Origin of the sequence: Micromonospora sp. NPDC005686, from assembly GCF_042871665.1 — a bacterium.
Classification (GTDB): domain Bacteria; phylum Actinomycetota; class Actinomycetes; order Mycobacteriales; family Micromonosporaceae; genus Micromonospora.
This window is the reverse complement of record NZ_JBIAIY010000001.1, coordinates 380,549-401,445: the sequence shown is the minus strand read 5'-3', so window position 1 is coordinate 401,445 and position 20,897 is coordinate 380,549. Positions and strand designations below refer to the sequence as shown.

Annotated in this window: 13 protein-coding genes; 8 read left to right on the top strand and 5 right to left on the bottom strand. The window is 75.3% G+C overall.

Going from position 1 to position 20,897, the window contains the following annotated elements; genetic code table 11:
* Positions 1-1,175: 1,175 nt before the first annotated feature.
* The 5 genes from ACFYON_RS01800 (at position 1,176) to ACFYON_RS01780 (ending at position 10,023) form a co-directional block, all read left to right on the top strand.
* Positions 1,176-2,747 (top strand): hypothetical protein, encoded by a 1,572-nt coding sequence (locus ACFYON_RS01800; RefSeq protein ID WP_354873311.1) that lies wholly within the window; start codon positions 1,176-1,178, stop codon positions 2,745-2,747.
* Between the two features lie 206 nt (positions 2,748-2,953).
* On the top strand, positions 2,954-5,515 hold the full coding sequence (locus ACFYON_RS01795) for a fibronectin type III domain-containing protein (protein ID WP_357711834.1): 2,562 nt from the start codon (positions 2,954-2,956) through the stop codon (positions 5,513-5,515).
* A gap of 19 nt (positions 5,516-5,534) precedes the next feature.
* Positions 5,535-6,530, top strand: a complete 996-nt coding sequence (locus ACFYON_RS01790; RefSeq protein ID WP_354873143.1) for a MoxR family ATPase — start codon at positions 5,535-5,537, stop codon at positions 6,528-6,530.
* 2 nt (positions 6,531-6,532) lie between these two features.
* Positions 6,533-7,687 carry a DUF58 domain-containing protein gene (locus ACFYON_RS01785; RefSeq protein WP_387188731.1) on the top strand — a complete coding sequence of 385 codons (1,155 nt, stop codon included), beginning with the start codon at positions 6,533-6,535 and terminating at the stop codon, positions 7,685-7,687.
* Positions 7,684-10,023, top strand: a complete 2,340-nt coding sequence (locus ACFYON_RS01780; protein ID WP_387320554.1) for a transglutaminaseTgpA domain-containing protein — start codon at positions 7,684-7,686, stop codon at positions 10,021-10,023. Before ACFYON_RS01785 ends, ACFYON_RS01780 begins: the two co-directional genes overlap by 4 nt.
* 144 nt (positions 10,024-10,167) lie before the next feature.
* Here the strand turns inward: ACFYON_RS01780 and ACFYON_RS01775 are convergent, their stop codons facing one another.
* Together ACFYON_RS01775 and ACFYON_RS01770 are read right to left on the bottom strand one after the other, a co-directional pair.
* Complete coding sequence (locus tag ACFYON_RS01775; protein ID WP_387320466.1) at positions 10,168-10,968, bottom strand: SDR family oxidoreductase; 801 nt, start codon at positions 10,966-10,968, stop codon at positions 10,168-10,170.
* 1 nt (position 10,969) lies between these two features.
* A complete protein-coding gene (locus tag ACFYON_RS01770) occupies positions 10,970-11,944 on the bottom strand; it encodes an LLM class F420-dependent oxidoreductase (protein WP_354873314.1) in 975 nt (324 codons plus the stop codon).
* A gap of 125 nt (positions 11,945-12,069) precedes the next feature.
* Here ACFYON_RS01770 and ACFYON_RS01765 point away from each other — a divergent pair, with 125 nt between their 5' ends.
* Positions 12,070-12,909 carry a DUF1028 domain-containing protein gene (locus ACFYON_RS01765; RefSeq protein ID WP_354873151.1) on the top strand — a complete coding sequence of 280 codons (840 nt, stop codon included), beginning with the start codon at positions 12,070-12,072 and terminating at the stop codon, positions 12,907-12,909.
* Positions 12,910-12,915: 6 nt separating this feature from the next.
* On the opposite strand, the gene ACFYON_RS01760 is transcribed toward ACFYON_RS01765, so the two are convergent.
* Positions 12,916-13,587 (bottom strand): maleylpyruvate isomerase N-terminal domain-containing protein, encoded by a 672-nt coding sequence (locus ACFYON_RS01760; protein WP_354873153.1) that lies wholly within the window; start codon positions 13,585-13,587, stop codon positions 12,916-12,918.
* Between the two features lie 6 nt (positions 13,588-13,593).
* Positions 13,594-14,475: a phosphatase PAP2 family protein gene (locus ACFYON_RS01755; protein WP_354873155.1), complete on the bottom strand. Its 882-nt coding sequence runs from the start codon at positions 14,473-14,475 to the stop codon at positions 13,594-13,596.
* Between the two features lie 92 nt (positions 14,476-14,567).
* Between ACFYON_RS01755 and ACFYON_RS01750 the strand changes: the two genes are divergently transcribed.
* Positions 14,568-15,239, top strand: a complete 672-nt coding sequence (locus ACFYON_RS01750) for a DUF3159 domain-containing protein (RefSeq protein ID WP_354873157.1) — start codon at positions 14,568-14,570, stop codon at positions 15,237-15,239.
* Between the two features lie 288 nt (positions 15,240-15,527).
* Here ACFYON_RS01750 and ACFYON_RS01745 read toward each other — a convergent pair whose 3' ends face one another.
* Positions 15,528-18,425, bottom strand: coding sequence for a glycoside hydrolase family 48 protein (locus ACFYON_RS01745; protein ID WP_387188751.1), 2,898 nt, complete (start codon positions 18,423-18,425; stop codon positions 15,528-15,530).
* Positions 18,426-19,284: 859 nt separating this feature from the next.
* Here ACFYON_RS01745 and ACFYON_RS01740 point away from each other — a divergent pair.
* Positions 19,285-20,778: a GH1 family beta-glucosidase gene (locus ACFYON_RS01740; protein WP_354873159.1), complete on the top strand. Its 1,494-nt coding sequence runs from the start codon at positions 19,285-19,287 to the stop codon at positions 20,776-20,778.
* Positions 20,779-20,897 lie beyond the last annotated feature (119 nt).

Below are 20,897 nucleotides of genomic sequence, written 5' to 3'. Positions count from 1 at the left end.
CGGTACGCGCAGCCCGCCAGTACCTCGGCGGCTCCGCCGCCGCTCCCGCGGGCTACGGCCCCTTCCCCGGCGGCTCCGCCGCCGCTGCCGGACCGCACCCCGCCCCGTCCCTGCCCGCACACCCGCATCCGGGTCCGCCCGGACACCCGAATCCGAGCCCGGCCCAGCCCGGGCACCCGGGGCAGGCCCGAACAGGACGACCCGGTCCCGCTTCGCCCGGACACCCCGGGCACGGCCTGTCCGAGCCCACCGTGTCACTGGCAGCGATCACACCGCCCCACCCGCGCACGCCCTCCCGGCCCGCCGCGCCTGCCCCGGGTCCGCGGGCACCCGGCTCGCAGTGGGCTCCCCGCCCCGGGCCGGCGGTCCCGGTGGCCGGCTCCGGACAGCCGCCTCAGTCCGCGCCGGACCCGCGGACCGCTCCCCCGATCGCGCCCACCCCGCCGCCCCGGCCGCCCGCCGTCACGCCGAACACTCCCGCGAGCCCCTGGGCGCCGCCCGTGCCACCGGAAGAGGCGACGACCCGGTTCGCGCCGATCGCGGAGGAGGCGACCGCCCGGTTCCCGGTGGTGCCCGTCGAACCCGCCGCCCCGGCGAGGCCCTCGTCGGCTGCCGGAACGCCCTCGCAGATTCCCGGTGTCCGCCCGGTACCTCCGTCCCAAGGGGTCACCCCGGTTCCGCCGGCCCAGGACGGTGCCCCGGCGCAGCCCGGAACGTACGGTCGGCCGCCCGCCGCTTCCGCCGTCACCCCGGCACCTCCCCGCGCTCCGGCCGCCGTACCCCCGCGTCCGGCGCCCCCGCCGGGGCCCGCGACCGCGCCCGGACGGCCGACGACGCCCGGAGCCGCCGCCGCGTCCCCGCTGCCGCCACCGCCCGTCATCCCGCCGCCGCCCGCGACGCCGCGCACCGAGGCGCCCTCCACCGGGACCACCCTGCCGCCGTCGCGGCTGCCCGCTGCGGGAGCGGTACCGCCACCGCCACCGGCGGTTCTGCCGCCGGCATCGCGCGTCGTGGCGCCGGGGAGCGGCGCCCTGCCCCCACCACCACCCGTTCCGGTCGTGCCGCCGGTGGCCGCACCGGCCTCGGCCCCGCCCGCCCCGACCCCCAACGCACCGCCCCCGGTAGCCGCGTCCGCACCGCCTCCGGTCACCGCTCCGGACTCGGCATCCCCGTCGGTGCCCGCCACCCGGCCGGCGGCGGAACCGGCTCCGGCCGCCGCCACCGCACCGGCGCCGCCCGCGTCCGCCGCCCCGTCCGGGCCCACGCCCGCCCAGCGGCCGGCACCGGCTGCCGAGGCCGTTCCCACTCCCCCGCGGCACGCCGCGGCTCGGGTGGACGGCACCGGGACGAGCGGCGCCGGAGGAGGTACGACACCCCCCGTCCCCGGTGGACCGGGCTGGGACAAGCCGACGATCCAGGTACGGCAGATCGGCCCGCTGCTGGAGGAGGAGGCGGCGGCGCGCAGGGCTGCGACGGCGGTCTCCGACGCCCCTGCCACACCCGAAGCGACCGGCTCCAACGGCGACGCTCCGGCCAGCGCACCAGCGGTCAGCGGAGCACCGGTCAGCGCGCCCCCGGCGAGCAAGGGCTCGGCCGATCCGTCACCGGTCAGCGGGTCGCCCGCCGACGCGCCGCCGTCCGGTCCCACACCCGCCGGCCCCTCCCCGGCCGGCTCACCGCCGGTCAGCGCACCGCCCGTGGGCACGTCGGCGCATCCGGTGAGCGCGCCGCCCACGCACCCGACGGGCGGCGGTTATCCGCCACCGGTCAGCGGCCCGCCCGCTCCCACCTACCCGCCACCGATCAGCGCACCACCCGCACCCGGCTACCCCTCGCTGGCCAGCACGCCACCCGGGCCCGGGTACCCGCCACCGGTCAGCGGGCCGCCCGCCGGGTACCCGCCGGTCAGCGCTCCGCCCGGCACCTATGCGCCGCCCGTGAGCGGACCACCCGCCGCGCCGGTCAGCGCTGCGCCCGTCAGCGGTTCCTCCGTACCGCCGTGGGGCATGGTCGCGCCGCCGTGGAGCAGCGCTGCCCCGTCCCAACCGGTCGACCGGTCCGCCGGGCCCGAGGCCGCGCCGGATACGGACGAGCCGGCAACCGCCGATCCGGCGGCTGAGCCGGAGCCGAACCGGCCGATGACGATCTACGAGGACCTGCTGGACTTCCCCGAGCCCTCGCGACCGGAGCCGCCGGGCCAGCGGGGCCAGCCGGAGCAGGGCGCCTGGCCGGCGGCCCCGACGATGTTCCACCAGCCGCCGCCGGCTCACCCGCTGGACGCGTACCCGATGGAGCCGGAGCGGCCGGGCCGCAACCGCATGGTGCTGGCCCTGGTCGTCGGCGGCGCGGTACTCGCCGTACTGGCGGCGGTCGGCGCGGGCGCGGTGTTGCTGGACCGGGAGGCGGCGCCGCCGCCGGCCCCCGTGCCCGCGTCCGGCGCCGCGTCGCCGGAGGTGGCCGGTCCGCCGCCGGGGAACCTGGCGTTGCGCGACGACACGACCACCGTCACGGTGACCTGGACCGATCCGACGAACGGCGGGGTGCCGTTCGTGGTGGCGGGTGGCCGGGCCGGGCAGAAGCTCGGGGTGATGGCGACTGTGGACGCCGGGCAGACGCGGTACACGGTGAACGGGCTGAGCGCGAAGCTGGACTACTGCTTCACCGTGCTGGCTGTCTACTCGACCACCTCGTACGCCACCTCGGGTCAGGTGTGCACGGACCGCGAGGGTGGCGGCACGGCGAACTGAGCGCCCACGGGCGACACGCTCGGTGTCCACAGGAGGACGGTGCGGGTTTCACCGGCTCCGGGCGGCACCTATGATGGCTCCCGGCTCTGGGGAGGGTCGGCCGTGCGCATCGCCCCTCCCCCACCGACACGGGGAGGCAGCCGGCAGTGACCACCATCGAGGACGTCACGGGCACCGGGCCGGCGCCGGCCCGTCCACGGTCGCGGATGCGCGGCGGACTGGTCACCATCGGCACGGTGACCGCGCTGCTGGCCGCGATGGGTCTGACGGTGCTCGGGCTGGGCGCCGCCGACAACGCGGTGGCGAGCTTCGACGCGTCGTCCTGGTTGTGGAGCACCACTCGCAGCGAGCTGGCCCGGGTCAACGGCGTCACCGCGCGGGTGGACACCCGGATGGAGGTGCCGGGCGGGCGGCGGCACCAGATGCAGGTGGCCCAGACCGACCGGCTGCTGATCCTGCGCGACCTCAACACCGGTCGGGTCAGCTCGCTGGACCTGGCGACGTTGCAGATCACCGCCACGACGCCGACCGCGCCGGGCCTCGGGGTGAGCGTGGCGCTGCACGAGGACACGGCGTTCGTGGTGGACGCGGTGCAGGGCATCGTCCGGCAGCTCGACCCGCGGGCGCTGACGCCGGTGGGCGAGCCGGTCCGCTACCCGCCGGGCATCGCGGGCGGCACGTTCGACGGCGCCGGCAAGTTGTGGGTCGCGGTGCCGAGCGAGGGCACCGTCTCGGCGGTCACCGCCGCCGAGCTGCCGGAGAGGCCCGGTGACGCGCCGCCGCCCGGGCTCAGCCCGAAGCGGGTCGAGACGTACGACGTGGCCGAACCGGCGCACGACCTGGTGGTGTCCACGCTGGACGAGGGCGTGGCGGTGCTGGACCGCACCTCGGCGTCGCTGGTGACTGTGGTCGGCGGGCAGACGAAGCGGGCGGAGCTGAGCATGACCGCGCCGGGCAACCTGCCGACGCGTACCAGCGGGCCGCAGGTGCCGGTCACGGTCTCCGGTGAGCGGGCGGTGCACGTGGTGCGGGACAGCCGCGAGGTGAAGCGGTTCACCGTGCCCGGCACGGGTGCCCGGTTGAGCCCGGCGGTGGCGTGGGCGGGCCGGTTCTACTGCGCCGACGAGAACACCGGCACGGTGTACGCCTTCGACGGCGAGGGGCAGCTCGTGCAGACCGTCAAGGGCGCCGGCCGCCCCGGCCCGGTCGAGCTGGAGGTGCGCGAGAACCACCTGTTCATCAACCCGCCGGACTCGTCCACCGCGCAGGTGGTCGACGACCGCAACCAGGTCCGTGAGGTCGACAAGTACGCGAACGACGTGCTGGGCGGCGACCCGCCGCCGGTGGCCCCGCCGCCCCCGCCGAAGAAGCCCAAGGTCAGCAAGCCGGGTGCGCCGAAGTCGGTGACCGCGGCCGCCGGTGACGCGTCCGCGCGGGTGAGCTGGCAGGCCGCCGCGTCCAACGGCGCCGAGATCACCCGGTACGTGGTGGAGGGCGCCGGTCAGACCCACCAGGTCGGCGCGAACCAGCGCGCGTTGGAGATCACCGGCCTGACGAACGGTGAGACGTACACGTTCTCGGTGCACGCGGTGAACGCCAAGGGTGCGGGGCCGGCGCGGCGCAGCAACCCGGTGGTGCCGACCGCCGAGGTGCCGGACCCGCCGGCGGCGGTGACCGCGGAGGCGCGGCCGGACGGCACGGTGCGGGTGAGCTGGCCCGAGGCCGACGGTCAGGGCAACAAGATCGCGAAGTACGCGGTGACGGCGACCTCGGCGGGCGCGAGCGCCCCAGCCGGCGAGTCGGCGAAGACGGAGCTGGTGGTGCCGGCCGGGCAACTGGAGTACGGCACCCAGTACGCGTTCACCGTGGCAGCGGTCAGCGACTCCGGCGCGGGGTCGAAGGCGTCGCCGGTGAGCAACACGGTGGTGCCGTTCACCGTGCCGAAGGCGCCGACCGAGCTGCGCGCGTCCACCGTCGCCGACCAGCCGGGCACCGTCGCGGTGCAGTGGTCCCCGGCGGTGGAGAACGGCCGGCCGGTGACGAAGTACCTGGTCGAGGCGGCCGGGAAGTCCGTCGAGGTGACCGATGTGCGGGCCACTGTGGGCGGGCTGGGCAACGGCCAGAACGTGACGGTGAAGGTCAAGGCGGTGAACGAGGCCGGGCCGGGACCGGAGGCGAGCACGACCGCGCGGACGGTGGCGCAGCCCCGGATCACGGTGACCGGCTCGTCGGCGGACGCCACGTCGGTGACCGTGACGTTCACTGTGGACGCGGGCGGCGGGCGGGCCACCTGCACGGCGGCGACCGGCGGGAAGACGGCGAGCGGCAGTTGCTCCAGTCTGCGGGTGACCGGGCTGACGCCGGGTACCGCGTACACGGTGACGCTGACCGCGAGCAACGCCGCCGGTAGGGGCACCGCCTCCCGCGCGCAGGGCACGGACCCGCTGTACGGCGTCGCCACCTGCAAGAACGGTCCGGACGGCGATCAGCGGACGTACTGCGACAGGGACGTCGACGGTCGCAACGGCAACGAGATCTTCGAGGTTCCGCGGCAGGACAACGACCGGCAGGCGGGCTGGGTGCCGGACGGCCGGCGGCTGCGCACGTACTGCAAGGTGAAGGGCGAGGAAGTGGACGCCTGGATCTACAACAACAACAAGAAGAGCACCTGGTGGATCCAGGTGGAGTACAAGGGCAAGACGTACGTCCCGTGGGCCTGGCTCAACCTGGAGGGCGGCGACGACCTCGGCGTCCTGCCCACCTGCTGACCGCACGAGAGGCGCATCCGTGAACACGCACGAACCGCTGAGCCAGCCGGAGGTGCAGGGCTTCGCCGCCCTGGCCGCCCGGCTGGCCGACAACGTCAACGCGGTCGTGCTGGGCAAGCCGCAGGTGGTGCGGCTGGCGCTCACCGCGCTGTTCGCGCAGGGGCACGTGCTGCTGGAGGACGTGCCGGGCGTCGGCAAGACCACGCTGGCGCGGGCGATCGCGGCGACGGTGAAGGGGCAGTGGCGGCGGATCCAGTTCACGCCGGACCTGCTCCCCTCCGACGTGTCCGGGGTGACCATCTTCAACCAGGCCAGCCGGGGCTTCGAGTTCCACCCGGGGCCGGTGTTCGCCAACATCGTGATCGCCGACGAGATCAACCGGGCGTCGCCGAAGACGCAGTCGGCGCTGCTGGAGGTGATGGAGGAGCGGACCGTCACGGTGGACGGCGTACGGCACCCGGTGCCGCAGCCGTTCCTGGTGGTGGCCACGCAGAACCCGGTGGAGATGGACGGCACCTACCGGCTGCCCGAGGCGCAGCTCGACCGGTTCCTGGTGAAGCTGTCCGTCGGCTACCCGGACGAGGCGGTCGAGGTGGAGGTGCTGCGCGGCGCCACGGTCCGCTCCCCCGACTCGCTGAGCCCGGTCACCGACACCGCGACTGTGGGCGGGATGGTGAAGATGGCGCAGCGGGTGCACATCGCCGAGCCGCTCTACGCGTACGCGGTGCGGCTGGCCGCGGCCACGCGTACCCATCCGCAGGTGCGGGTCGGGGTGAGCCCGCGCGGGGTGATCGCGCTGACCCGGGCGGCGTGCGCGTACGCGCTGATCGACGGCCGGGGCTGGATCATGCCGGAGGACCTGAAGGCGCTCGTCGAGCCGGTGTTCGCGCACCGGCTGCTGCTCACCCCCGACGCGCAGGTACGCGGAGTCACGCCCGCCGAGGTGCTGCGCCAGGCGGTCGCGTCGGTGCCGGTGCCGTTGCCGACGGGCCAGGCCGCAGCGGTACACGGCTGAGCGTGGGGATCACCGCCCGTGGGGTCGGGTTGCTCGTCGCCGCCCTGGTGCTGCTCGGCGTGGGGTTCCGGTACGCGTACCCGGAGCTGACGGTGCTCGGCGCGGCGGCCGGCGTGGCGGTCGGCTACGCCGTGGTGAACGCGGCCTGGCGTCCCCGGCTGAGCGTGCGGCGGCGGGCCGATCCGGACCGGGTGGCCCGGGGTGAGCCGGCGGCGATGGAGCTGACGGTGCGCAACACCGGCCGGCTGCGGGCGGCGAACCTGGTGGCCGAGGACCGCTGCGCCGGGTCGCTGGTGCCGGTGCCGCTGCTGCGGTTGCGTCCGGGCCGGGACACTGTGGTGCGGTACGAGGTGCCGACCCAGCGGCGCGGGGTGGTGCCGGTGGGGCCGCTACGGGTGGTGCGCCGGGATCCGCTGGGCCTGGTGGCGCTGGCGCGCGGCTACGGCGGCACGGTGCCGGTGTGGGTGCACCCGCGGATCCATCCCCTGTCCGCGGTGCCCACCGGCGCCGGGCGCAGCCTGGACGGACGCACCGACGGCGTGCCGCACGGATCGATCACGTTCGACTCGCTGCGGGAGTACGTGGTGGGTGACGAGTTGCGCCGCGTGCACTGGCGCACCAGCGCCCGGGTGGGCGAGCTGATGGTGCGGGAGAACGTGGACACCAGCCTGCCGTGCCTGGTGGTGGTGCTGGACAACCGCTCGTCCGCGCACCCGGGCCGGGCCGGTGGTCTGGCGGAGTCGTTCGAGTCGGCGTGTGAGGCGGCGGCGTCGGTGGTGGCCGCCGCCGTGCGGGAGGACCTGCAGGTGCACCTGCTGCTCGTCGTGCCGGCCGAGGTGGAGCCCGCCGGCGCGGCCGGGCCGCTGGACCGGCTGGCCGCGGTGGAGCTGGCGGACACCGGGCCGGACGTGCTGCCCGCCGCGACCGGGCGGCTGCGCCGGGACCGGCTCGGCGACACGCTCGTCTTCCTGACCGGACCGGGTGGCCGGGACGACCTGGGGCACGTGGGCGCGTTGCGCGGCGCGTACCCCTCGGTGGTGGTGGGGATGTTCGGCGCGGACGGGCCGACGCCGGCCGGCGCGGCGGGCCTGACGGTGCTGGACGCGGCCGACGGCGCGGCGTTCGCCGCCGAGTGGGACGGGGTCCGCCGGTGGTGACGCCGCTGCGGACCGGCACGGCGGCGGAGCGTGTGGTCCGGGCGTTGCGGGCCGCGCCGGTCCCGGCCGCGCTGGTCGTGTTGGTCGCGCTCTCCGGCGTGGTGCTGGGCCGGGTGTACGCGGACCCGCTGCCGGCCCGGCTCATGGCCGGTGCGGCGGCCGGCTCGGTGCTGGTCGGCGTGGCCGCCCGGCGGCTGCCGTCCTGGCTGGTAGCGCCGCTGTCGGTGGCCGCGCTGACCGGGTGGACGCTGCTGTCGCTGCGGCTGGCCGCCGCGCACGCGGCACTGCCGGGAGGGCTCGGCGAGGTGGCCGCCGACGCGGCCCGTAACGCGATCCCCCGGCTGCTCACCGCGATGATCCCGGTCGAGCCGGCTCCGGACACGGTGCTCGTCCCGGTGGTGGCGGCCTGGCTGGCCGGGCTGACCGCCGCCGAGGTGGCGCTGCGGGCCGGGCGGGTGCTGCTGGGCTACCTGCCGTCGGCCTTACTCTACGCCGGCGCGCTCTACGTGGTCGGGCCGAACGCGGATCCGGCGATCGGCCCGACTGTGCTGTTCGCCGCCGTCGCGGCGGCCGGCCTGGCGGCAGCCGGGCGTCGTGACGGCCCGGCGCCCGATCCGGTCGCCGGTCTGACCCCTGCGGTACGCGCGGCGGTGCGCCTGCGGCTGGTGGCGGCGAGCGCGGGCGGGCTCGCGGTGGTGGTGGCGCTGGCGGCGCTGCTCGCCCCGGTGGTGGCCGCCCAGGTCGACGAGCGGCCGGTCGACCCGCGCCGCTACGTGGAGCCGCCGAAGGTGGAGTCGCTGGACGAGAACCCGCTGATCCGGATCTCCGGGTGGGCGCTGAACCCGGACCAGCGGCTGCTCGACGTGCGCACCGTCGCGGGCGCCGGCGACGGCGGGCCGCCGCGGATCCGGCTGGCGGTGCTCAGCGACTACGACGGGGTGACCTGGCGGGTCGGCGCCACGTACCGCAACGCGGGGCGGATCCTGCCCGCCGCCGAGCCGGCACCGGGCACGGACACCGACGAGGTACGCCAGCAGATCACTGTCGGCGACCTGACCGGGCGGCTGCTGCCGGCGGTGCCCACGCCGCGCGAGGTGACCGGCGCGCGGGTGGCGTACGACCCGGCGACCGGGACGCTGATCCGGCCGGAGGGGCTCGCGCCAGGGCTGCGGTACGAGGTGTCCTCGGTGCGGGAGCGCCCGGACCCGAACCTGCTGAGCACGGCGAACGTGCCCGCCGGTGACGAGGTGGCCCGGGTGCTGCGGGTGGCAGACGGGGCGCCGGAGCCGCTGCGAAGGCTCGCCACCCAGCTCGCCGAGTCGAACGGCGCCCCGTACGCGCGCGCCGACGCGATCGCCACGTTCCTGGCCGAGCACTACCGGGTGACAGCCGACGCGCCCAGCGGGCACGCGTACCCGAACCTGGCGTTCTTCCTGTTCGGACCGCGTAACGGCGGCGGGCAGCGGGGCACCTCGGAGCAGTTCGCCGCCGCGTTCGCGGTGCTCGGCCGCCTCACCGGCCTGCCGACCCGGGTGGTGGTCGGGTTCGAGCCCAAGGGTGACGGTCCGGTGCGGGCCGCCGACGCGTACGCCTGGCCGGAGGTGCTGTTCGACGGCGTCGGCTGGGTGCCGTTCGACCCGATGCCGCGTCCGGACTCCGAGCCCCGCCCGGTGGAGGAGGACTTCCGGCCGCAGCCGGAGGATCCGCCGCCGTCGGAGGTGCCCGCGCCCACCGAGGAGCCGAGCGCCACGCCCCCGGCCGCCGCGTCCGCCCCCGGCCGGGGCGAGAGCGGGCTCGGTACGCCGGTGCTGGTCGGTGGCGGCGTCGGCGGGCTGGTGCTGCTGGTCGGCGCGGTGCTGGCGGCGCTGTACGCGATGCGCCGCCGGCTGACCCGCTCCCGCCTCGACGCCGGTGATCCGCGGGCGCGGGTCGCGGGCGCGTGGCGGGAGCTGACCGACGCGCTGCGCCTGGCCGGGCACCCGGTCGGACCGGACCTGGCGGCGGCGGAGGTGAGCGAACGGGCCCGCCGCGTGCTCGCCGGCGCCCGCGCGACGCGGCCCGGAGCGGTGCCCGCGGCCGGGAGCCGGGAGCCGGGGTCAGACGTGCCTGTGCACGGCCCCGGCGGTGGGCGGATGCCCGGGCCGGAGGGGGACGTGGGCGAGCTGGCCGGCCTGGTGAACCGGGTCGCGTTCGCCCCGGGCAGCGTCGATCCGGCCCAGGCGGACCGGGCGGCGGCGGTGGCGGCCGATTACGTCGCGGCGCTGCGGGCGGCCCGGTCCCGGCCGGGACGGCTGCTGTGGTCGCTGCACCCGGGCCCGTTGCGCTGGCGCCGCTGACCGGCTCGGCAGCGGGCTGGGCCGTGCGAGGGGACGCTGTCGCCCGTCGGCGCGATGTCACAAACGACTCAGCTCGAAAGGCGCCCACGGAGAGACAGCCTGTCGAGGCGCCGGCCGGCCGCGGGACGGCGCGAGGCGTGGTGGTCAGCGGTCGGCGGCGCGCAGCTTGCGGACGAGTTTGCGCAGCCCGGCCTGCCAGCCGTCGGGGTCCTCGGCGCGACGGCGGGCATAGTCGGCCACCTCCGGGTGCGGCAGGATCAGGAACCGCTCCTCGGCCAGGCCGGCGACGACCGCGTCGGCGACCTGGTCGGGCGTGAGGATCGTCCCGGACGCGGCGATCACCCGGGCGCCCAGGTGCCCCTCGGCGAGGCCGTCGGCGAGCATCGGGGTGTCCACGCCCTGCGGGCACAGCGCGCTGACCCGGATACCGGCGTCCCGGTAGGTGATCGCCAGCCACTCGGCGAGACCGACCGCCGCGTGCTTGGTGGCGGTGTAGGGGGCGTCGCCGACCGCCGTGAGCACACCCGCCGCCGAGCACGTGAGCAGCAGGTGGCCCTGGCCCCGGCGAAGCATCCCGGGCAGCGCCGCGCGAGCGCTGTGCAGGTGCCCGAGCACGTTCACCCGCCAGGCCCGGTCCCAGTCCGCGTCGGGCGCGTCGATGCCGCCGCCGGTGGCCACGCCGGCGTTGGCGCAGAGCAGGTCGATGCGGCCGTGGCGGCGCTCGGTCGCCTCGACGAGGGCGCGTACCGCCGCCTCGTCGGTGACGTCGAGCCCGACGCCGCTGGCCACCGGGCCGATCGCCTCGGCGGTGGCGCGGGCCGCGTCGGCGGCCAGGTCGGCCAGGACGACAGCGGCGGCGCCCTCGGCGGCGAACCGGCGGCCCAGCGCCGCGCCGATCCCGCCGGCCCCGCCGGTGATCACCACGACCCGGTCGGTCAGGTTCATCTCAGGCCACCTTCCCGGGGGCGAGCCGGGGAAGCAGGTCCATCCAGGCCGCCGCGCCGCCCTCGTTGATCTCCGGCGTGGGCAGCACGGCGACCACCGGCACGTCCACGCCGTTGTCGGCGTAGCGGCGGACGGCGGCCACACACTGCTCGGGTGAGCCGTGCAGCACCAGCGCGTCGACCACCTCGTCCGGCACGGCGGCGGAGGCGCCCCGCCGGTCCCCCGCCGCCCACGCCTGCCACATCGGGCCGAGCGAGTCCTGGCGGCCCAGCCACCTGTGGAAGGCGGCGTACGCGGGCACCGTGAGGTAGGCGGTGATCATGCGGCGGCCCAGCGCGCGGGCGTACACGGCGTCCTCCGTCGGGCAGACGAAGATGCGGGCGGCGACCTCGAAGCCCGGCCGGCGCTCGCCCACCTCGGCCAGCGCGGTCGGCACGTCGTCGGCGGACAGCCAGTTGAGGATCACCCCGTCGGCCTCGGCGGCGGCCAGGCGCAGCATGCCGGGGCGCAGCGCGGCCAGCACGACCGGCGGCGGCAGGCTGGGCGGACGTTCCAGCGTGAACTTCCGGACGGCGAACGTGTCGAACGCGCCGTCGACCGTCTCGCCGCGCAACGCGGCCCGCAGGAACCGCAGCACGTCCCGGGTGCGCTTGAACGGCTCGTCGAACTCGATCCCGTTCCAGTCCCGCACCAGCACCGGCGACGACGCGCCGACGCCGAGCGCGAAGCGGCCCGGCGCTGCCTCGGCCAGAGCGGCGGCGCTCATCGCGAGCAGTCCCGGCCCGCGGGTGAACACCGGCGTGATGGCGGTGCCCAGCCGCAGCCGCGGCGACCAGGCCGCGGCCAGGGCCAGCGGGGTGAACGCGTCCGCGCCGGCCACCTCCGACGACCACACATCGGTGAACCCGGCGTCGTCGAGGGCCGCGTAGACGGCGGCGTGGTCGGCGAGCGGGATGCCGCCCAGCGGCACGGTCATGCCCCATCGGTTCGTCACCCGTCGATCGTGCCCGTCCGGCACCGCCGGGAGCAAGATCCAGGACGATATGGGCGATCGGACGGCGACGCCGGTCCCGCACGCCGCACCCGGGCTACGATCCGCGCGTGACCTTCTCGCTCGTCGCCCGCTCCGCCGACGGGCTTCTGCACGGCGTGGTCGTCGCCAGCCGGTTCCTCGCCGCCGGGGCGCTGGTGCCAGCCGCCGAGGCGCAGGTGGGAGCGGTCGCCACCCAGGCACACGCGAACCTCGCCTACCGGGCGCAGGCGCTCGCGCTGCTGCGTACCGGCGTCAGTGCCACCGACGCGGTGGCCGGGCTGGTGGCCGCCGACCCCGGCCGCGACGACCGGCAGCTCGCCGTGGTCGGGGCGGCCGGTGACGGGGCGACCTGGACCGGGCCGCGCTGCCATCCGTGGGCCGGCGGGCAGGCCGGCGACGGCTGGGCGGCGCAGGGCAACATCCTGACCGGCCCGCAGGTGATCGACGCGCTGCGCGACGCCTGGCTGGCCCGCGTGGATCTGCCGTTCCCGCAGCGCCTGCTGGCCGCGCTCATCGCCGGTGACCAGGCCGGCGGCGACCGGCGCGGCCGGCAGAGCGCGGCGATGTTCGTGGTGCGGCGCCACGGCGGCTACGCCGGCACCGGCGACGAGCTGGTGGACCTGCGCGTGGACGACCACCCCGACCCGGTCTCCGAGCTGAGCCGCCTGCTCGACATTCACCACATGCTGTTCGGCCGGCCCGACCCGGCGTCGCTGCGTGACCTCACCGGTCCGCTCGCGGCCGAGGTGGCGGAGCTGCTCGCCGCCACCGGCAACCCGGTCGGCCCGGCCGGCCTGGACGACGCGCTGGCGGCCTGGAGCGGTCTGGAGAACCTGGAGGAACGCTTCGTGCCCGGCCGGATCGACCCGATCGTGCTGGCGCACCTGCGGCGTTGCGCGGCGCGCTGAGCCCGGTCAGCCGCCGAAGGCCAGCCGGCCGATGCCCGCTCGCGCCAGCTCGGCGCGTTCGTCGCCGGTCGCCGGCAGCCGGCCGGTGGCCTTGCGCAGCACGGTGAGCGCGTCCCAGCGCAGGCCCGGCGGCACCGGCACGCCGCCGGTGAGCACCCCGACCACCACGTCCGCCGCGACCGGGGTCAGCCAGGGCGGCCGGTCCAGCGCGTCGGCCAGGTCCAGGCCGTGCACCGCGACCTCCACCACGCGGGTACGCAGGAACTCCGCCAGCGTCATCGCGTCACCGTGCCGGGTGCCTACCACCCGGCCGGGCGGCGCGGCCGCGACCGCCTCGTCGGTGGCCCGCCAGGCCCGGCCGAACTCCGCTGCCACGGCGGCGGCGCCCGAATGCTCCCGCGCCGCCCGCCGCGCGGACTCGACACGGTCCCGGTCGACCCGCGGGCTGAACTTGGCCGCTCCGAAGTAGGCAGCCGCGTCGACCTCGGCCCGGAGCGGCGCGGGTTCGGCGAGCATCCCGGCCAGGCGTCCGGCTCCGGTGCTCACGTGCGCGATCAGGTCGCGTACCAGCCAGGACGGGCACGGGGTGGGCCGGTCCAGCGCCGCGTCGTCCAGCTCGCGCAGCACCCCTTCCAGGCGTTCGCACTCGGCCCGGAACGCCGCCCGTACGGTCTGCACCGGCGGTCAGCCCTTCCAGCGGGGCACCAGCCGGTGCACCATGACCAGCACCAGCGCGGCCACCACGGCGATCGCGCCGCCGATGCCGGCCGCGCTGCCCGCGTAACCGATGAACAGCGGACGGCGGCCGAGCGCCTCGACGGGGACGGTCGAGCGATCGACCAGCCAGGACAGCGCCACCACGGAGGCCAGCAGCGCCACCACGCCGGCGCCGCCGAGCACGGCGGCGGCCACCCGGTGCGCGTCCCCCGGCTCCACCACCGCCTGCTCCCGCTGGAAGAACAGCAGCACCAGCCCGGCGACCGCCGCCCAGGCGCCGACCACCAGGTACGCGGCGACCGCGTCGCTGGGCCGGTGCCAGCCGGCGGAGAGCGTCGCGATGCCCGCGGCGGCGGCGTACCCGGCGCCGAGGAACGCCCCGGCCACCCGCAGCTTGCGCGGCAGCACCAGGATCAGCGCGACCGCCACCGAGGCCGCCACCGCGGTGTGCCCGCTGGGCAGGCTGTTGCCGGCGGCGGCCCGTTCCGGGTCGATGCCGAAGTCGGGGCGTACCAGGTAGTGCTTGAGCAGTTGCGTGGTCACGTTCGCGCCGGCGATCAGCAGCGTCGCGGTGACGGCGAGCGCCTTGCGGCCCCGGATCAGCGCGATGAAGCCGATCACGGCGGTCGCGGCCAGCAGCGACACCACCGACATGGCGTTGAGGATCGTGTCCACCGGACCGTCGATGCGGTCCTGGCCGATCCGGTTTCCGGTCAGCGCCACCGTGTCCAGCCACTGACCCAGTTCGGTGTGTACGGCGAAGCGCCACACCAGCCCGAACGCGGCTGTCTGCAGCAGGGCCAGTACGACCAACCAGACCGCCGTCCAACCCCTCGCCGTCTCACGCACCCGGACAACTTAGCGGTAGGACCGCTCCGGCGCGCGGCGGAGCGCCAGCGGCGGCGGCGTACGGTGAGGCGGGCGATGCGAGGAGGTGGGCCGTGACGGGCACGCCAGGGCGGCGACCGGAGGGCGAACCCCGGCCGGAGTCGCTGGCTGACCTGCTCGGCGGCCGGCGCGGGGCGCTGGACGCGACGCTTCCCGCCCTGGCGTTCGGGCTCGGCTGGGCGCTCGGCGGGCTGGGCGGCGGCGTGCTGGCGGCCGTGCTGACCGGCACGGCGGTGGCCGGCTGGCGGTGGCGGCGCGGCGACCGGCCCCGCTCGGTGCTGATCGGGCTGCTCGCGGTCTGCGTGGCCGCGCTGATCGCGTTGCGCACCGGCCGGGCCGCCGACTTCTTCCTGCTCCAGATCGCCGCCAACGCGGCGAGCGCGCTGGCCTGGGCGGTGAGCATCGTGGTGCGCTGGCCGCTGCTGGGTGTGGTGGTCGGCACGGCGCTGGGCCAGCGGACCCGGTGGCGGCGCGACCCGGCGCTGCTGCGGGCGTACGGCCGGGGCAGTTGGGTGTGGGCCGCGAGCTACGTGCTGCGGGTAGCGGTGTTCGTGCCACTGTGGCTGTCCGGGCAGGTGGTCGCGCTGACGGTCGCGCGGGCGGCGCTGACCTGGCCGCTGATCGCGGCGGCCCTGGCGGTGAGCTGGATGGTGATCCGGCGTTCACTGCCGGCCGGGCATCCGGGGCTGCGTCACCCGGCGGACGGCATGGCCCGGACAGAATAACGGAGAGGCCGCCACGGGGGGAGCGGCCTCTCCGTCAAATACGTTACTCCGTCCAGGGCCCGGATGTGATCCCGTGGACCGCTGAATTTCGCATGCCTTTTCGCGCCATGGGTCGTCGCCGGGCGGAGTGGTGGGCCGGCCGGTCCGCTGCGTCGGCCGGACGGCCGGCCCACCCGGCCTGACCGTGGGCGTCAGGCCGTTCGCCGACCCGGCCGCTCCGTTCCCCCATCGGCCGGGTCGGCCTCCTCCGCGGGCGGGCTCGCACCCGCCCACGGAGGAGGGATCACCTCACCCCTGCGGGAAGTAGGTGCCGTAGTCGGCGTACGCCATGGCGATGTCCGACTGGGCCCAGAACCGGTGGTAGTTGAAGACCGGCTCGGGACCGCCGTCCAGGTACGCCTGCACCTTCGGCCAGTCCGGGTCGTTCTTGTAGAACGAGCGGATGTCCAGGAAGCTCTTGCCCGGGGCGATCGCGTCGCCGTTGGGCATCTTCCCGGTCCAGCCGTTGGGGATGTAGAGGCCCTGGCCGTCGGCGGCGTTGTAGACGTCGTCGAAGCGCTTGTAGTCGCCGCGCTTCTCCGCCGTCGAGACGCCCTTGCTGTCGGCGGCGGCCGAGAGCGCGTCCAGCAGGCCCTTGGCGGTGTCCTTCGCCTCGGTGTTGCCGGACTTGGCCGCGTACGCGATGAGCGTGCGGGCGTAGGCGCCGGCGACGCCGACGTCCTGCCCCTTGACCGTCACCTCGACGTGCAGGTTGGTGTTCGGCTGCGGGCTGCTCGGGTTCCAGTTGGCCGGCTGGCCCGTCCACTTCATGTCCGACGGGATCGACCAGTTGGTGCCGAGCGTGGTGTTGGCGATCGCCCACGGTACCCACTTGTCCAGCAGCGCCTTGGCCTTCGCGTTGCCGGTCTCCAGGTACAGCTCGGCGATGCGCTGCATCGACCAGGCCTGCATGCCGAACCACTGGTTCGACGGCGGGTCGTTGTAGACCGGGTCGACGTCGTAGAACATGCCGTAGAAGGTGGCGGTGCCCGACGGCGGCTGGGCGTAGCTGCCGTCCCAGCTGTTGGTGGCGCCACCGGCGATGCCGCCCTCGGCGGACTGGAGCCAGGTGTAGAACTCCAGCTGCCGGTCGAGGCTCTTCTGCCAGTCGGAAGTGGCGGTCGGCGACTTCGGCTTCAGCTCCGCGACGCTGGACATCGCCCAGGCCGCGAACGGGTTCTGGTAGCCGAAGTGGCTGTGGCTGGAGCCGATCCGCCACGACCAGTTCTGCGAGGCGTCGTACGCGCCACCCCAGGCGTAGTACCAGGAGAGCAGGTAGTGCGCCGAGTCACGGCCGGTGGCGGCCGGGCAGGTGCTCGCGCCGACGCAGTTGCCGATCTTCTTGAAGTACTTGTCGAACAACGCGTAGCGCAGGTAGTCGCCCATCTTGGCGGCCTTTGCCACGGTGGCCGCCACGTCGGCCTGCTTGCCCTGCGCCTTGGCCCAGGTCAGCGCCCAGTAGGCGGCCTGGACGGCACGCGCGTCGGCGTCCGGGGCGTTCGTGTACTTCCACTGCTTGGCCGGGGCGCTGGACTCCTTGACGAACAGGTCCAGGTAGCCGCTCGGGCCGCCGTGCTTGAACGTGTCGCAGGACGGCTGCGGCACGGTCTCCCACACCGACTCCTGAGTGCCCCGCTGGAACGTGTTGATGTACGCGGGCCGGGTGGTGCCGTCGCCGCAGCGGCCGAAGCCGTAGGTGTTGTCCACGTCGAGCAGCCAGTGCATGCCGTAGATGTCACCGGTGCCGTAGGTGGACTGCAGTTCCGAGCGCAGCGGGTCCTGGCCGACCGGGACGCTGGCCTCCAGCGCCGACGGGTACTGGCTGGGCAGGTTGTGCTCGGACGCGTACTGCGGGGTGCCGGGCGAGCCGGCCGTCGCCTGGTCTGAATGATTCGGAATAATATATTTTTCCATCACCGTCCAGGCGTTGTTGAACGGGGCCCAGTTCTGGCTGACCCGGCCGTACTGCGCCTCCAGCCAGAGCCAGAAGCTGAACGCCTCCGAGGTGGTCTCGTGGCCGTGGTCGGGCGCCTCGACGATCAGCGCCTCGATCGAGTGGTACGGCACGCCCTCGGGGCTGAAGTAGCCCGAGTTCTTGATCTTGCCGTACTGGTCGAGGAACTTCTTGATGTAGGCGTTGTCGCCGCCGGGGGTGTCGTTGTCCGCCTCGGTGGCCACGACGGAGATCGGCGCGTAGCCGGTGGCCGACGCGGTGATGGTGGCGGTGCCGCCGACCGTGTCGGAGTCCTCCGCGGCGGATACCGTCGCGGTGACGCCGGTGCTCCAGTTGCTCGGGGTGAGCGTCAGCGTGGACGGCGAGACGGTGATGTCGCTGTCGCCGGAGACGGCGAGGGTCACCGGGACGTTGGCGGTGGGCGCCGCGCTGAGCGTGTACCGGAGCGTGGCGCTGCCGCCCTCGGACACGGTGACCGCCGACGGGCTGGCGACCAGCTTCGGCCCGCTCGCCGCGGTCACGCTGAAGGACTTCTCCGAGGTCGCCGTGCCGCCCGCGTTGTCGTACGCCTTGGCCTGCACCGTGTAGCTGCCGGCCGGCAGGTCGAGCAGGTCGTAGCCGTACGGCGCGGTGGTGTCGGTGTTGACCAGCAGGCCGTTGCGGTAGAACTCGACCTTGCTGATGGTGCCGTCGGTGTCGCTCGCGGTCGCGGTCAGCGGGACGTCCGCCGGCGCCTCGAACGGGCCGGCCGGCACGCTCAGGGAGACCGTCGGCGGCTGGTTGGTCTGCGCGCCGTTGCAGGCGACCCCGTTGAGCGTGAACGCGGTCGGCTTCGGGTTGCTGCCGCTGTAGCTGCCGTTGAAGCCGATGCTGGTGGACGCGCCGGCGGGCAGGCTGCCGTTCCACGACTCGTTCGTCGCGGTCACCTCGCTGCCGGACTGGCTCCACCGGGCCGACCAGCCCTGAACCACGCGCTGGCTGCTGTTCGGGAAGGCGAACTTCAGCGACCAGTTGTTCAGCGCGTCGCCCAGGTTCTTGATGGTGACGTTGGCGGTGAACCCGTTGTTCCAGTCGGTTGACGCATAGGTCACGTCGCAGGCGGGCGCGGCCTGGGCGGCGCCCGCGGGCAGGGCCACCCCGCCTATGACGAGGGCGGCGGCGGCGACCATCGCCGTGCGGCGACGTCTGGCCAGAAGTCTCATGTGGGCGATGTCTCCTCGGACCGGGCCGGGACCTCGGGGTCCCGGCAGGGCGCCTCCACGCGCCGACGGGGCGTACGCGGGGGGACGGAGGCGTCCGGAAAGGTGGTCGTCCCGGCCGTGCCGGGGATCGGGGCGCCGCACCGGTTCGTCACCGGGTGCCCTCGGCGGCCCGCGCTCGCGTTCACTGGCTCCGCGCTGCGTGACGAGAGTGTGACATGGAAGCGCTCCCACCACAACGGCCAGCGCAGATACGCCCATCCATGTTTCGATCTCGTTTAGGGGCTTTTCCAAACCCGTGACGAGCGTTACAGTCGCAGCATCGCCGATGGGAGCGCTTCCATCGACGGAGATGTAAGTACTGGATCGCCCGGGCACACCCGTGCCCGGCGCGTCGGCCCAGAGGCCGACGGCGGACCAGCCCGGACGCCGCCGCCGGCCATCACCCGCCATACGGAGGGAGGTGGAACCAGAGCCACTCGCGTGGCCCGGCTCCCGCGCGACGCGCACGACGGACGCCAATCCACTTCGTGCGTGTGTGCACCATCAGTGGGGACGGGGGTTGCCCTCCCCCGTCCCCACACTAAACCCCCGTTGTCGACGGCAAAAGAGGCCGACGGGACAGGCGTGACACGCCACCCGGACGGCCTTTCTCGCTATCCACCCCACCCCTCGCCGCTCACGCCGCCGCGAGCGACGTTCCCGAGCGACGCCCCCGCCCTCACCCACCCTTCCGGCCGCCCGCCGGCCGCGCCGCATCCTCGCCGCGACCGCCGGATCGGGGCCGGCCGCCCCTGGCTACGCTGGGAGCGCTCCCGGCCCAGGGCGGCCCGTCACTCCGAGGAGAAGCCTCATGTCGTTACTCACCCGACGGCGCCTGCTCCGCCGCGCCGCCCTCTCCGCGACCGCGGCCGGCGCGGCCCGGGCCGGGCTCGCCGGCGCCACCGCGGCCGGCGCCACCGCGTCCACCGTCGCGCTCGGCGGCTGCGACAGCCGGCCCGAGCGCACCACCGACCCGGAGCCGGATCGCGGGCTGCGTTTCCCGGACGGCTTCGGCTGGGGGGCGGCGACCTCGGCGTACCAGATCGAGGGGGCCGCGAAGGAGGACGGGCGGGGTGAGTCCGTCTGGGACACCTTCAGCCACACGCCGGGCCGCACGCGCAACGGCGACACCGGCGACGTCGCGGCCGACCACTACCACCGGTACGCCCAGGATCTGGACCTGATGCGCGAGCTGGGGCTGCGCAGCTACCGGTTCTCCATCTCCTGGCCGCGCATCCAGGCCGACGGCTCGGGCCGCCCCAACCAGCGCGGCCTCGACTTCTACCGCCGGCTGGTGGACGGGCTGCACGAGCGCGACATCGCGCCGATGGCCACCTTGTTCCACTGGGACCTCCCCCAGGCCCTCCAGGACGCCGGCGGCTGGGAGAACCGGGACACCGCCGAGCGCTTCGCCGAGTACGCCGACGTGGTGTTCCACGCCCTCGGCGACCAGGTGCCGGTCTGGCTGACCATCAACGAGCCGAAGACGGTGGTGCAGAACGGCTACATCTGGGGCCACCACGCGCCGGGCATCCGCGACGAGGACGCGGCGTACCTGGTCGCCCACCACCTCCAGCTCGCTCACGGCCTCGCCGTGCAGGCGCTGCGCGCCTCCGGCGTCACCGGCCGGATCGGCCCGGCGCTCAACCTGCACCCCTGCTACCCGGCCGACGACTCGGCCGAGTCGGCCGCCGCGACCCGGCTCCACGACGGCTACGAGAACCGCCTCTACCTCGACTCGATCTTCAAGGGCGCGTACCCGGAGGACGTGCTGGACGACCTCGGCCCGGACAGCCGGATGGCGCGCGGCGTCCGCGACGGCGACCTGAAGATCATCTCCAGCCCGATCGACCTGCTCGCCGTGCAGTACTACACGCCGCTCTACGTCACCGGCGACCGCGACACGGTCCGCAAGTGGCCCACCTCCGAGGCGGAGTGGCAGCAGATCTACCCGGAGGGCATGTACGACATCCTGACCCGGGTCACCCGCGACTACGGCCGGGTGCCGATCACCATCACCGAGAACGGCCTGCCCTGCCCCGACGCGCCCGGCCCGGACGGCAACATCGACGACGTCGGGCGGGTCACCTTCCTGCGCGACCACTTCGCCGCCGCTCACCGGGCCATCGCCGACGGGGTGCCGCTGGAGAGCTACCACGTCTGGTCGCTGCTTGACAACTTCGAGTGGGCCGAGGGGTACGAGCAGCGCTGGGGCCTGGTCTACGTCGACTACGCGAGCCAGCGGCGGGTGCTCAAGCGCAGCGCCCACTGGTACCGCGACGTGATCCGCCGCAACGGCCTGTGAACCGGCGCGGGGGGGGGGGGGGGGGGGGGGGGGGGGGGGGGGGGGGGGGGGGGGGGGGCGGCGCGGGCGGGGGGGGGGCGGGCGGGGGCGGGGCGGGGGGGGGGGGGGGGGGCGGGCGG